The 12,905-nt window shown below is 64.3% G+C and carries 12 protein-coding genes; 10 read left to right on the top strand and 2 right to left on the bottom strand.

The genetic code is table 11. The annotated features are described in order from the left end of the window. Entirely contained in the window at positions 1–744 is a 744-nt protein-coding gene (cmoA, locus tag AC2VNO_RS12505; RefSeq protein ID WP_486934411.1) for a carboxy-S-adenosyl-L-methionine synthase CmoA, read from the bottom strand. 238 nt (positions 745–982) lie between these two features. Between cmoA and pgi the strand changes: the two genes are divergently transcribed. The 6 genes from pgi (at position 983) to AC2VNO_RS12475 (ending at position 9,141) form a co-directional block, all read left to right on the top strand. Continuing rightward, on the top strand, positions 983–2,662 hold the full coding sequence (pgi, locus tag AC2VNO_RS12500; RefSeq protein WP_486934410.1) for a glucose-6-phosphate isomerase: 1,680 nt from the start codon (positions 983–985) through the stop codon (positions 2,660–2,662). A gap of 70 nt (positions 2,663–2,732) precedes the next feature. Further along, a complete protein-coding gene (locus AC2VNO_RS12495) occupies positions 2,733–3,353 on the top strand; it encodes a YqiA/YcfP family alpha/beta fold hydrolase (protein WP_486934409.1) in 621 nt (206 codons plus the stop codon). Between the two features lie 75 nt (positions 3,354–3,428). Continuing rightward, the gene (gene parE, locus AC2VNO_RS12490) at positions 3,429–5,309 is read left to right on the top strand and encodes a DNA topoisomerase IV subunit B (RefSeq protein WP_486934408.1); all 1,881 of its coding nucleotides are present in this window, start codon (positions 3,429–3,431) and stop codon (positions 5,307–5,309) included. A gap of 7 nt (positions 5,310–5,316) precedes the next feature. Beyond that, positions 5,317–7,569 (top strand): DNA topoisomerase IV subunit A, encoded by a 2,253-nt coding sequence (parC, locus tag AC2VNO_RS12485; protein WP_486934407.1) that lies wholly within the window; start codon positions 5,317–5,319, stop codon positions 7,567–7,569. Next, complete coding sequence (serB, locus tag AC2VNO_RS12480) at positions 7,566–8,786, top strand: phosphoserine phosphatase SerB (protein ID WP_486934406.1); 1,221 nt, start codon at positions 7,566–7,568, stop codon at positions 8,784–8,786. The genes parC and serB overlap by 4 nt, the downstream gene beginning before the upstream one ends. Positions 8,787–8,880: 94 nt before the next feature. Continuing rightward, positions 8,881–9,141 carry a TIGR02647 family protein gene (locus AC2VNO_RS12475; protein ID WP_228579335.1) on the top strand — a complete coding sequence of 87 codons (261 nt, stop codon included), beginning with the start codon at positions 8,881–8,883 and terminating at the stop codon, positions 9,139–9,141. A 90-nt stretch (positions 9,142–9,231) separates the two neighbouring features. Here AC2VNO_RS12475 and AC2VNO_RS12470 read toward each other — a convergent pair whose 3' ends face one another. Next, entirely contained in the window at positions 9,232–10,086 is an 855-nt protein-coding gene (locus AC2VNO_RS12470; protein ID WP_228579336.1) for an SDR family oxidoreductase, read from the bottom strand. Positions 10,087–10,333: 247 nt separating this feature from the next. Between AC2VNO_RS12470 and AC2VNO_RS12465 the strand changes: the two genes are divergently transcribed. The 4 genes from AC2VNO_RS12465 (at position 10,334) to AC2VNO_RS12450 (ending at position 12,893) form a co-directional block, all read left to right on the top strand. Continuing rightward, the gene (locus AC2VNO_RS12465; RefSeq protein WP_486934405.1) at positions 10,334–11,164 is read left to right on the top strand and encodes an ion transporter; all 831 of its coding nucleotides are present in this window, start codon (positions 10,334–10,336) and stop codon (positions 11,162–11,164) included. A gap of 89 nt (positions 11,165–11,253) precedes the next feature. Beyond that, on the top strand, positions 11,254–12,297 hold the full coding sequence (locus AC2VNO_RS12460; RefSeq protein ID WP_486934404.1) for a M4 family metallopeptidase: 1,044 nt from the start codon (positions 11,254–11,256) through the stop codon (positions 12,295–12,297). After that, the gene (locus AC2VNO_RS12455) at positions 12,294–12,617 is read left to right on the top strand and encodes a protealysin inhibitor emfourin (RefSeq protein ID WP_486934403.1); all 324 of its coding nucleotides are present in this window, start codon (positions 12,294–12,296) and stop codon (positions 12,615–12,617) included. The genes AC2VNO_RS12460 and AC2VNO_RS12455 overlap by 4 nt, the downstream gene beginning before the upstream one ends. Before the next feature lie 144 nt (positions 12,618–12,761). Next, the gene (locus AC2VNO_RS12450) at positions 12,762–12,893 is read left to right on the top strand and encodes a hypothetical protein (RefSeq protein ID WP_486934402.1); all 132 of its coding nucleotides are present in this window, start codon (positions 12,762–12,764) and stop codon (positions 12,891–12,893) included. The last annotated feature ends 12 nt before the right edge of the window (positions 12,894–12,905 follow it).

Below are 12,905 nucleotides of genomic sequence, written 5' to 3'. Positions count from 1 at the left end.
TCAGGCCTCCTTGAACGCGATCAGCGAGGCGAAGTTGAGGTACTGGAACCAGGTGAGCGAGCGCGGAAAGCCGGCCCGGGCGAGGCGTGCATGGTGCGCCTCCAGGGTATCGGGCACCAGCACGTTCTCCAGTGCCGTGCGCTTCTGGCTGATCTCCAGGTCGCTGTAACCGTTGGCCCGCTTGAAGTCGTGATAGCGTTCCACGCGCCAGGCGTTATCGCGCTCGTCGGGGTCCACGACTTTTTCCGAAAGTACCAGCACCCCCCCCGGTTCCAGAGCTGCGTAGATACGTTTCAGCAGCGCTTCACGATCTTCGGGGGGCAGGAACTGCAGGGTAAAGTTGAGTATCACCATGCCTGATGGCTGGTAGTCGAGGCAGCGAATATCGCCTTCAAGCACTTCGATGGCATGCTGGGGGCACTCGGCGGCGAGGGTCTCGCGAGCCCGTTCCACCATGGCGGGAGAGAGGTCCACTGCGGTGAGGCGGAAGGCATCCGGCGGCAGTTGGCCGGCCAGCGCCAGACTGGCGGCGCCCAGCGAACAACCCAGGTCGTAGACATGCGAGCCGTGGCGCAGATGCCTGCCGGCGATGAGCCCCAGCATGCCGAGTATCTGGCCGTAACCTGGCACGGAGCGGCGAATCATGTCAGGAAAACAGGCTACCACTCGTTCGTCGAACGAGAAGCGTGCCACTCGGTCCAGGGGTGTGGTAAAGATTGCGTCGCGATAAGATGCGTCACTCATGAGCAGGCCGTCACCGAAAACAGGTCGATATTCTACGCTTGCTGTCGATCGGCTGCACGGAGCGTCATGGCTTTGGCGGTCAAATCGATTGTATTGGGCCTATGCAGAGTGGTGTCATGCCCTTCGGTGGATTTACAGGCGGATACAAGGCTAGCCTGAGGAAGAGGGAATTTGCCCGGATATCACAGTGAGAGCTCAACGACGCGATAGCTCCCGCAAGAGGTCAAGGAGGATTGCAATGAATCAAGCCCCCATCGATCAGGCCGTGGCCTGGAAGCGTTTGATGGAACATGCAGAAGAGATGCGCGGCGCGCATTTGAGCCAACTGTTCATCGACCAGACGCGGGGCGATGCCTTCGCGCGACGGGCTGCGGGGCTGACCCTCGATCTGTCGAAGCAGCGTTGGAGCGAAGCGACGATCGAAATGCTGCTGGACCTGGCCCGAGAGGCCGGCGTGCCGGAGGGCATTCAGGCGCTGCTGAACGGCGAGCACGTCAATGTCAGCGAGGATCGCCCGGCTTTACACACGGCCCTGCGCCTGCCCCCTGAGGCGTCCTTGATCGTCGATGGCGAGGATGTGGTGCCGGGCGTGCACGCCTCGCTGGACCGCATGGCCACCATGGTCGAACGGCTGCACGCCCGCCAGTGGCGCGGCGCCACCGGTCGGCCGATTCATGATGTGGTCAACCTGGGCGTGGGTGGCTCCGACCTCGGCCCGCTGATGGTGACACACGCCTTGGCCGACTATCGGCCCGCCGATGCCCATCACGTCGAGGTGCACTTCGCCTCCACCATGGACGGCTCGCAGCTCGCCGACTACCTCAACCGCTTCAACCCCGAGACCACGCTGTTCGTGATCTCCTCCAAGTCCTTCACCACCATCGATACGCTGTCGAACGCACGTACTGCCCGCGACTGGCTCATGGCGCGATTGGTCAACGACGGCATCCAGGGGGTGGACGAGCACATGGTGATGCGCCAGCACTTCGTCGGGGTCTCGGCCAAGCCCGACAAGATGAGTGAATGGGGTATTGTCGACGCCAACCAGCTGCTGTTCTGGGAGTGGGTCGGCGGCCGCTATTCGCTATGGGGTGCCATCGGGCTGCCCATCGCCCTGGTGATCGGCATGGCCAATTTCCGCAAGCTGCTGGCCGGTGCCAACGCCATGGACGAGCATTTCGCCCAGGCCCCACTTGCTGACAACCTGCCGGTGCTGCTGGCGTTGGCAGGCATCTGGAACGTCAACTTTCTCGATATTCGCGCCCACTCGATCCTGCCCTACGACGGCCGCCTGGAGCACTTCGCCGCCTATCTCGAGCAGTTGGAGATGGAGTCCAACGGCAAGTCGTCAACACACGATGGCCGTCAGGTGAGCTACGCCACCTGCCCGGTACTCTGGGGACAGCTCGGGCCCAACGCGCAGCACGCCTTCTATCAGCTGTTGCACCAGGGCACCCAGCCGGTGGTGTGTGACTTCATCGCTCCGCTCAAGCGCTACGACGATGTCGAGGACGCGGCCACCCGCGATCATCTCAAGGCCCAGCACCGTCTGACGCTGGCCAACTGCTTCGCTCAATCGCGGCTGCTGATGCTGGGCGACGATGCCATCGACGAGTCGGGCGAGCGCCCCGGGCACAAGCGCTACCGTGGCAATCAGCCTTCCACTACCCTGCTGCTCGACCGCCTGACCCCTGCCACTCTAGGGTCGTTGATTGCGCTCTACGAGCACAAGGTGTTCGTCCAGGCCGCCATATGGGGCATCAATCCCTTCGACCAATGGGGGGTGGAGCTGGGCAAGCAGATTGCTGGCGAAACCGGGCAAATCCTGGCCGAGCACGAAGGTCTCGAGAAGATGGACGCTTCCACCCGGGCGCTGATCGAAGCTGTGTGGCTTGCCGAGCAGGAGGCCGAGCGTTGAAGGGAAGGGGGAGCGATGTGCCTGTCGGGCTGGTAATCCATACAGTGGGTTGGGTATGCTGACAGCGCCAATGACACCGCTCCCGGCCAGCGGCGTACTCTATTTGCATGGCTTCAACAGCGGCTACGGCTCGCCCAAGGCGGTACTGATGCGCGCTGCCTGCCATGCATTGTCGCTGCCCTGCGAGACACCCCAGTTGCCCCATCGACCCGCGGCGGCTCTGCAACGGGCGGAATCGCTGCTCGCAGGGCTGGGCAAGCATCCGCTATTGGTGGGTAGTTCCATGGGCGGTTTTCTGGCTACCTGCCTGGCCGAACGCCACGGCCTGCCGGCTGTCCTGATCAACCCGGCAGTGCGCCCTGCGCGGCTGGTCTCGGAGTGGGTGGGTGAGTCCTTCGTCAACGAGCATACCGGCGAGCGCTTCACCATCGAACGCGCCCACCGGGAAGAGCTCGATGCGCTGACGCCGCAGCGGGTCTCACCCGAGCGCTATCTGCTGCTGCTGGGCAGCGCCGACGAGACGCTGGACCCGGCAGACGCCTTTGTGCTCTATCATGGCGCCAGGACCGTGCTGCATCCGGGAGGCGATCATGTGTTCAGCGCGCTGGAAGCCTATCTGCCGGCGATCCTGGCCCATGGCGGGCACCGTCTGGCACCGAACTGCCGGGCGCAGGGTGACCCATCGCGGTGAAGCAGGGCGGGCGGCAAGGATGCGCAGAGATCACGCTGGGAGCGCAATCGAATTCCTAATGGCTTTGGGATACGCATGACACAGTACAGTGCCAGCTCAATCGAAGTACTCTCCGGTCTCGATCCGGTGCGCAAGCGCCCCGGCATGTACACCGACACCACCCGCCCCAACCATCTGGTCCAGGAAGTCATCGACAACAGCGTCGACGAGGCGCTGGCCGGCCACGCCCGGGAAGTCACCGTGCGCTTGCTCGAGGATGGCGGTATCGAGGTCCTCGACGACGGCCGCGGCATGCCCATCGACATCCATCCCGAGCATGGCGTTTCGGGGATCGAGCTGATCCTCACCCGCCTGCATGCGGGAGGGAAATTCTCGCAGTCCAGCTATCGCTTCTCCGGCGGGTTGCACGGCGTGGGGGTATCGGTGGTGAACGCCCTGTCGCGGCGCCTGGAGGTCGAGGTGATGCGCGACGGCGCTCGTCATGGCATGGCCTTCGAGCACGGCGACAAGGTGTCGGAGCTGGCCGAGATCGGCAGCGTGGCCAAGCGCATCACCGGGACCCTGGTGCGCTTCTGGCCGGATGAGTCCTATTTCGACAGCCCCCGGCTGGCCATGGGGCGACTCAAACACCTGCTGCGGGCCAAGGCGGTGCTCTGCCCGGGTCTCAAGGTCACCCTGGTCGAGACCGATGGCGCCGAGAGCGTATGGCAGTACGAAGACGGTCTGCGCGACTACCTGGCCCAGGCGACCGACGGCTTCGAGGTGCTGCCGGCTTCGCCGCTGATCGGTCATTTTGCCGACGACGAGCAGGCGGTCGACTGGGCGGTGCAGTGGCTCCCCGAAGGCGGCGAGACGCTGATGGAGAGCTACGTCAACCTGATCCCCACCCCCCAGGGTGGCACTCACGTCAACGGGCTGCGCTCGGGCCTGCTCGAAGCGCTGCGCGAGTTCTGCGAATACCGCAACCTGCTGCCGCGGGGCGTCAAGCTTACCGCCGAAGATCTCTGGGAGCGCGTCGCCTACGTGCTCTCGGTGAAGATGCTCGACCCGCAGTTCGCCGGCCAGACCAAGGAGCGGCTCTCGTCGCGTACCGTGGCGGCCTTCGTTTCCAACGTGGTGAAGGACGCCTTCTCGCTGTGGCTGAATCATCACGTCGACCAGGCCGAGGCGTTGGCCGAGCTGGTCATCAGTGCTGCCCAGCGGCGCCAGAAGAGTGCCAAGAAGGTGGCGCGCAAGAAGGTCACCGCCGGCCCCGCGCTGCCCGGCAAGCTGGCCGACTGCTCCGGCCAGGATCCTGCCCAGGGCGAGCTGTTCCTGGTGGAGGGCGACTCCGCCGGCGGCAGCGCCAAGCAGGCGCGCAACCGCGAGACCCAGGCGATCCTGCCGCTGCGCGGCAAGATCCTCAACACCTGGGAGGTCGACAGCCACGACATCTACGGTTCCCAGGAAGTCCATGACATCGCCGTGGCGGTGGGCATGGACCCGGGCAGCGACGACCTCAGTCAGCTGCGCTACCACAAGATATGTATCCTCGCCGACGCCGACTCCGACGGCCTGCACATCGCCACGCTGCTGTGCGCGCTGTTCGTGCGCCACTTCCCGGCGCTGGTGGACGCGGGCCACGTCTACGTCGCCATGCCGCCGCTCTACCGCATCGACCTGGGCAAGGAAGTGCACTACGCCCTGGACGAGAGCGAAAAGGCAGCGATCCTGCGCCGTCTCGAGGGCAAGCGCGGCACGCCCAACGTGCAGCGCTTCAAGGGCCTGGGCGAGATGAGCCCGCTGCAGCTGCGCGAAACCACCATGGCGGTGGAAACCCGCCGTCTGGTGCAGCTCACCCGTGAGGTCGGCGACGGCACCATGGAGATGATGGACATGCTGCTGGCCAAGAAGCGCGCCGGCGACCGCAAGAGCTGGCTCGAAGATTATGGCAACCTCGCAGACATAGAGGTCTGATCCCCTTATGACCATGGATATCCAAGTGGCGGAGGGCGACGTCGAACGTCTCTCGCTGCGCGAATACACCGAGAAGGCGTACCTCGACTACTCGATGTACGTCATTCTCGACCGGGCGCTGCCGCATATCGGCGACGGTATGAAGCCGGTACAGCGGCGCATCGTCTACGCCATGCGCGAGCTGGCGCTGAATGCCAGCGCCAAGTACAAGAAGTCGGCGCGCACCGTCGGCGACGTGCTGGGCAAGTTCCACCCTCACGGCGACAGCGCCTGCTATGAGGCGATGGTGCTGATGGCCCAGCCGTTCAGCTACCGCTACCCGCTGGTGGACGGCCAGGGCAACTGGGGCAGCCCCGACGATCCCAAGTCGTTCGCGGCGATGCGCTACACCGAGTCGCGGCTGTCGAAGTTCGCCGAGGTACTGCTCGCCGAGCTGGGCCAGGGCACGGTCGACTGGACCCCCAACTTCGACGGCACCATGAACGAGCCGGTGGTGCTGCCGGCACGCCTGCCCCATGTATTGCTCAATGGCGGCACCGGCATTGCCGTGGGTATGGCCACCGACATCCCGCCACACAACGTGCACGAGGTGGTCGAGGCCACCTGCCACCTGCTGCGCCATCCCGAGGCCACCACCGCCGAGTTGATGGAGTACCTGCCGGCACCGGACTTCCCCACCGCGGCGGAGATCATCACCTCGCGTGATGACCTGCGCAAACTCTACGAAAGCGGTCGCGGCTCGGTGAAGCTGCGTGCGCGCTACGTGATGGAAGAGGGCAAGGTGGTGGTCACCGCGCTGCCCTATCAGGTCAGCGGCTCCAAGGTGCTCGAGCAGATCGCCGCGCAGATGCAGGCCAAGAAGCTGCCCATGGTGGACGACCTGCGCGATGAGTCGACCCACGAGGAGCCTACCCGGCTGGTGATCGAGCCGCGCTCCAACCGCATCGACATCGAGGCGATGATGGCGCACCTGTTCGCCACCACCGACCTAGAGAAGAACATTCGCGTCAACCTCAACGTGATCGGCCTCGACGGCCGCCCGCGGGTGATGCCGCTGCCCGACATGCTGGGTGAATGGCTCACCTTCCGCCGCAAGACGGTGCGCCGCCGTCTCGAGCACCGGCTGGGCAAGGTCGAGGATCGCCTGCATATCCTCGAAGGCCTGCTTGCCGCCTACCTCAATATCGACGAAGTGATCCGCATCATCCGCGAGGAGGACGAGCCCAAGAGCGCCCTGAGGGACGCCTTCGGCCTCTCCGACCGACAGGCCGAGGCGATCCTCGAGCTGCGCCTGCGCCACCTGGCCAAGCTCGAGGAGATGAAGATTCGCGGCGAGCAGGACGCGCTGGAAGCCGAGCGCAAGCATCTGAAGGAGCTGCTCGGCAGCGAGGCCAAGCTCACCGACCTGATCGAGGAGGAGCTGCGCGAGGCGGCCCGCGAGCATGGCGACGCCCGCCGCTCGCCCATCGTCGAGCGCGAGGAGGCCAAAGCGCTCTCCGAGGTCGAGCTGATGGGCGCCGACCCCATCACGGTAGTACTCTCCGAGAAGGGCTGGATTCGGGCCGCCAAGGGTCATGACATCGACCCGGAAGGGCTCTCCTACAAGTCCGGCGACCGCTTCGCCCTGGCGGCCCGGGGCAAGACCAACCAGCCGCTGGTGCTGCTCGACGACACCGGGCGCGCCTACACCTTGGCCGCCCACAATCTGCCCAGCGCCCGCAGCCAGGGCGAGCCTGTCACCGGGCGGGTCAACGTCGTGGCCGGTGCCCACATGGCCGGTTTGATGCTGGCGCCGTTAGAGACCCGCTACCTGCTCGCCAGCGACGGCGGCTACGGCTTCGTGGCCAAGTTGGAAGAGCTGATCGGCAAGAACAAGTCGGGCAAGGCGGTTCTCTCGGTGCCCAAGGGATGCCGAGTCATGGCGCCATTGAGGGTGCCGGAGGGCGACGACATCTGGGTGGCTTCGGTTTCCAACGAGGGACGCCTGCTACTGTTCCCGTTGGAACAGCTGCCCGAGATGGCCAAGGGCAAGGGCAACAAGATGATCGACATCCCCGGGGCTCGCGCCGCACGGCGCGAGGAACTGGTACGCGACATCGCCCTGGTGCCAGCCGGTGCGTCGCTGGTCATTCATGCCGGCAAGCGTCATCTGACCCTCAAGGATGCCGAGCTGGACTATTATCGCGGCGAGCGCGGCCGCCGCGGCAGCAAGCTGCCACGCGGCTTGCAGAAGGTCGACCGCCTGGAGAGTGGGGAATGACACGACGATTGCTGATTCGCGCCACCGGCGCGGCACGCCCCGGCCAATTGGCCGGCCTTGGCCAAGCCATGGCGCGCAGCGGCGCACGACTGCTCGACATCAACCAGAGCGTGACCTTCGGCATGGTCTCGTTGGAGGCGCTGGTGGGGCTCGAACGGGACAGCGACCTGGAAGGGGCGCTCAACGAAGCAGGCGCCACGCTGGGACTCGACGTTCAGGCCATTCAGGTCAGTGCCGATGACTATCAACGCTGGAGCGTGCATGCCAGCGAGCCGCGGCTGATCCTGACCCTGCTCGCACCGCACCTCCCCGCCGGCATCCTGGCCGAGGTGGGAGCGCTTACCGCCGAGCACGGTCTCACCGTTGAGCTGATTCATCGCCTCTCCGGGCGTGAACCGCTGGATGGCGGTGTACCGCGCTTCGGTTCCTGTGTCGAGTGCTGGCTGCGCGGCGACGAGGTCGATCTCGACAGACTGCGCGAGAAGGCGCTGGCACTGGGCGCCATGCACGGCGTCGACATCGCCCTGCAGGAAGATTCCATCTGGCGTCGCCATCGTCGCCTGGTCTGCTTCGACATGGACTCGACCCTGATCCAGGCAGAAGTGATCGACGAGCTGGCTCGTCGTCATGGCGTCTACGAAGAAGTGGCGGCGGTGACCGAGCGCGCCATGCGCGGCGAACTCGATTTCCAACAGAGCTTCCGTGAGCGCATGGCCAAGCTCAAGGGGCTCGATGAATCGGTACTCGCCGAAATCGCCGAGGAGCTCCCGCTGATGGATGGCGTCGAGCGATTGATGAAGCATCTCAAGCGGCTGGGCTATCGCACTGCCATTCTCTCCGGCGGTTTCACCTACTTCGCACGGCACCTGCAAGAGAAGCTCGGCTTCGACGAGATTCACGCCAACGAGCTCGTGATCGAGCACGGCAAGGTCACCGGCGAGGTGCGCGAGCCCATTCTCGACGCCAGTCGCAAGGCCGAGCTGCTACGCGAGATAGCGGCCCGTGAGGGGCTCGCCATTGAACAGACCATCGCTGTGGGCGACGGCGCCAACGATCTCAAGATGCTCGCCGCCGCCGGGCTCGGCATCGCCTTTCGGGCCAAGCCGCTGGTACGCAGCCAGGCGCGTCAGTCGATCTCGACCCTGGGCATCGATGCGGTGCTCTACCTGATGGGCTATCGCGAAGGCGATCTGGAGGACGAAAGCCGTGCGGGTTGATCGGCGTCACTGGTGAAGCGGCGGTAACTGGCGTACCTTCGAAGGAGCTGACTGAAGAGCTTATCTCAAAGGAACCATCTCACCGGAGGTCGCCATGGCCCAAGCGCATTTCTCCGCCGAGCTGCTGGACGAGCTGAACCTGCTCTGCCTGTATAACCTCGATACCACCCACGAAGGCCTTAAGGTCCACGCCAGCAGTGCGGCACCCGGCGCTGTTGCCGCCGCATCGCGGCTGTACGCCAAGGGCCTGGTTACCCAGGGCGATGGCGGTTACCTGACGCCACGCGGACGCGAGGCCGCACTCCACGCCCAGGAGCTGACGGGCCTGCTGGCTGCGGCCGAACTCACCACCTGAGCCCGTTCTATACAACTAAGCCCGCCTCATCGAGGCGGGCTTCGTGCTATGGGAGACTAGCCCACAGCGAGCCTCGTTAACCGCATCGGCTCAGGTATTGAGCACCACGCCGCCGTTCAAGTGCAGAGTCTGCCCACTCATGTAGGAGGACTCCTCACAGGCCAGATAGACGTAGGCCGGGCCCATCTCGGAGGGCTGGCCGGCACGATTCATCGGCACCTGGCCGCCGAAGGAGGCGACCTTGTCCGCCGGGAAGCTGGCCGGGATCAGCGGTGTCCACACCGGCCCTGGGGCGACGGAATTGATCCGGATACCCTTCTCCGCCAGAGGTACTGCCAGCGAGCGCACCAGCCCCTGGATGGCGCCCTTGGTGGCGGTATAGTCGATCAAGGTGGGATTGCCCTTGAAGGCATTGATCGACGAGGTGCAGATGAAGGTGTCGCCTTCATGCATATGGGGCAGGGCGGCCTTGGTCAGGTAGAAGTGACTGAAGACGTTGGTCTGGAAGGTGCGCTGAAGCTGGTCGGGGGGGATATCGGTGATATCGTCCCAGTCGTACTGCTCGGCGGCGTTGTGTACCACGATGTTCAACTTGCCGAACTCCTGAAGCGTCTTGTCGACGATCTCGTCGCAGAACGACGGCTCGCCTATGTCGCCCTTGAGTACCAGACAGCGACGTCCCTCAGCCTCGACCAGGGACTTCGTGTCACGCGCATCGGTATCCTCTTCCAGATGCACGATGACGCAGTCGGCCCCCTCGCGTGCATAGTGCACCGCCACGGCGCGACCGATGCCGCTGTCGCCGCCGGTGATGATCGCCACCTTGTCCTTGAGCTTGTCGGCACCACGATAGCTTTCGCGAATGTATTCCGGCTGCGGCTCCATCTTGTACTCGGCGCCGGGCTGGTGGGACTGCTCCTGCGGGGGTTGTTTCTCTTCGCTCATGTGCTGGCCTCCTTTTCCATGTGCACCTGATGCATTGAAAGTAGGTGCTGTGAAGTAAACACGACAAGGCCGGGAGCGTGAATAAAGGTTTCGCTGTCGTAATGAGCGGTGAAGCTTCCCGTCGATGGGGGCGTCTTGGCGCTCTTCGTCGTGTTACCATCACGCCGCTCCGCCCACCCTGTGCAATGGCGGTGGGCCTGCGGTCGGGAGCTAGTCTGTCCTGTCACTGAGTATGTCGAGACTTTCCATGAGCGCTTCCTTCGATACCTGGCGTGACCGCTTCGAGCGGTTGCGGGCCAACAAGATATTCGAGCTCACGGTGATCGCCATCATCGTGCTCTCCGCGCTGCTGATCGGGGCAAGGACCTACGAGGAAGTGTCGCGCTTCCAGCAGTGGCTCCTGGTGCTGGACGTGGCCGTGACGGTCTTCTTCCTGGTTGAAATTCTGATCCGTATGGCCGCGGAACGGCGTCTGCGCGACTTCTTCAAGAAAGGCTGGAACGTCTTCGACTTTCTGATCGTCACCGCCAGCCTCATCCCCATGGACGACTCGGAAATGGTGTTGCTGGCCCGGCTGCTGCGCATCTTCCGCGTGCTGCGCCTGGTCTCGATGATTCCCGAGCTGCGCATACTGATGGCGGCGCTGTTCAAGTCCATACCGCGCATGGGCTACGTGGCACTGCTGATGTTCATCATCTTCTACATCTATGCCGCCGTTGGCAGCTTCCTGTTCAGCGATGTCGATGAGCGACTGTGGGGCAACATATCGCTGGCCATGCTGACCCTGTTCCAGGTCGCCACCTTCGAGAGCTGGGCCACGGCGGTGCTCTATCCCACCATGGAGCACTACCCCTACGCCTGGATATTCTTCCTTACCTTCATCTTTCTCAATGCCTTCATCTTCCTCAACATGATGATCGGCATCGTGCTCGACGTGATGCAGAAGGAGAGCATCCAGATCGAGCTCGAGAGCGGTGAAGGCGAGGCTGCCGAGCTGCACGGGTTGCGCAACGATGTCCGCCAGCTGCGCGATCAGCTGTCGCGTATGGAGGCGATGCTGGAGCGGCGCGAACGTTAGCCGGCTCAGGCCGTACTCCTTGCCACCTTCCGCTATGCTCGAATGAGCAGGCTCGACGGTCGAGCCACATGGCAGAAGGAGAGTAAGGGATGACCGACCATTCAGCCTCGGGGACGCGCACCTTTCTACCGCCCTACCTGCTCGAGCGTGTCGCCAAAGGTGGGTCCACCCATCTGCGCGAGAGCGCCCGACATACCCTGCTTGTCGATCAGCAGTTCCGCGCCCGCGCAGGAGCGGCCAGTCTGCCTCAGGGCAGCGCACGGCGCGGCGAGTCGGCGCGCTACGTGCACTCCGCCGAGCAGCGCGAGGTGCTACCTGGACGGCTGGTGAGAAGCGAAGGACAGGGCGACAGTGGCGATCTCGCCGTGGATGAGGCCTACCGGGGCCTGGGGGCGACCTACCGCTTGTTCTGGGAGGTATATCAGCGGCACTCCATTGACGACCACGGCATGGCACTGCTGGCGACGGTTCACTACGGCAGGGACTACGAGAACGCCTTCTGGGATGGTCGGCAGATGGTATTCGGCGACGGTGACGGCGAGCTGTTCAACCGCTTCACCATCGCGCTGGACATCGTGGCCCATGAGCTGACTCACGGCGTCATCCAGCACGAAACCGCGCTGGCCTATGCCGGTCAGTCCGGGGCGCTCAACGAGTCGCTGTGCGACGTGTTCGGCAGCCTGGTCAGGCAGCGACAGCTGGAGCAGAGCGTCGACGAGGCGGACTGGCTGATCGGCAAGGGGCTATTCACCGAGCGCGTCGAAGGTCTCGCCCTGCGCTCCATGGCCCGGCCCGGCACCGCCTACGACGACCCCTTGCTGGGGCGCGACCCGCAACCCGACCATATGGACAGCTTCGTGATGACCGAAGCGGACAACGGTGGCGTGCACATCAATTCGGGTATCCCCAACAGAGCTTTCCAGCTTACCGCCATGGCCTTGGGCGGCAACGCCTGGGAGCGGGCCGGACAAATCTGGTATGACACCCTGGTCGACCGGCGCCTGAGGCAGGACGCTGAGTTCACTACGTTTGCCATGTTGACGTTGGACAACGCCGCGCGCCGCTATGGTGCTGCGAGCGAGGAAGCAACGGCGGCACGTGAAGGTTGGCGCCAGGTCGGGGTGCTGCCGTGAGTCGGCCGCCTGAGCTGACCGAGGTCAGCGTGGTCTGGCTGCGGCGTGAAGGGGGGGTAGCGCACTTCCCTGGTCTGGCGCGTCCGCGTTGCATCCACTGCGCTCATTACAGCGAAGCGCAGCGTGACGAGCTCTGGCACCTGCTGTCGAGCCTCAATGAGGCCGAAGAAGCGGCGCCGGGTGCCGATCGCCGCCGCTTTTGCCTGAGCGTAGAGGATGCGAGCAGGGGCGCTCTCTGGTCGTTGACGGTGTCCGAAGAGGCCGCACCACCTCGGCTTCTCGAATGGTGGCGGCAGGCCGAAAACGGAAGTGTGCCTTGACAAGCGTCGCGCATGCTGATTTTCTAGAGAGTATGAACATGACATTTTGCTACCTCAGCCTGAACCTACGACTACTAGCCGGCCTTTGAGCGCCGGGCGATGCGTCGCGCATCGCGTTTTGTCCAGGTCAGTCGAGGTACCAAGATGTCAACCAACCGAATCGCTTCTCGCTACGTACGCCGTTTTACCGTGACCGTCATCGGTCGCGTAGCGTGTTTCGTCCATTGCCTCGACGCCCCGGCATGCTCCATGCAGCCGGGGCGTCGTCGTTTCTGAATGCCGCCAGCC

This window comes from Halomonas sp. TH-94, assembly GCF_057473365.1.
Note: the sequence above shows the minus strand (reverse complement) of the source record. Positions and strands in the feature narration are given on the sequence as shown.

Bases quoted from the DNA above. Each gene is read 5' to 3' on its own strand.
- parC (WP_486934407.1), top strand. From the start codon at position 5,317: ATGACCATGGATATCCAAGTGGCGGAGGGCGACGTCGAACGTCTCTCG.
- AC2VNO_RS12475 (WP_228579335.1), top strand. From the start codon at position 8,881: ATGGCCCAAGCGCATTTCTCCGCCGAGCTGCTGGACGAGCTGAACCTG.
- AC2VNO_RS12460 (WP_486934404.1), top strand. From the start codon at position 11,254: ATGACCGACCATTCAGCCTCGGGGACGCGCACCTTTCTACCGCCCTAC.
- serB (WP_486934406.1), top strand. From the start codon at position 7,566: ATGACACGACGATTGCTGATTCGCGCCACCGGCGCGGCACGCCCCGGC.
- AC2VNO_RS12465 (WP_486934405.1), top strand. From the start codon at position 10,334: ATGAGCGCTTCCTTCGATACCTGGCGTGACCGCTTCGAGCGGTTGCGG.
- AC2VNO_RS12450 (WP_486934402.1), top strand. From the start codon at position 12,762: ATGTCAACCAACCGAATCGCTTCTCGCTACGTACGCCGTTTTACCGTG.
- cmoA (WP_486934411.1), bottom strand. From the start codon at position 744: ATGAGTGACGCATCTTATCGCGACGCAATCTTTACCACACCCCTGGAC.
- AC2VNO_RS12495 (WP_486934409.1), top strand. From the start codon at position 2,733: ATGACACCGCTCCCGGCCAGCGGCGTACTCTATTTGCATGGCTTCAAC.
- AC2VNO_RS12470 (WP_228579336.1), bottom strand. From the start codon at position 10,086: ATGAGCGAAGAGAAACAACCCCCGCAGGAGCAGTCCCACCAGCCCGGC.
- parE (WP_486934408.1), top strand. From the start codon at position 3,429: ATGACACAGTACAGTGCCAGCTCAATCGAAGTACTCTCCGGTCTCGAT.
- pgi (WP_486934410.1), top strand. From the start codon at position 983: ATGAATCAAGCCCCCATCGATCAGGCCGTGGCCTGGAAGCGTTTGATG.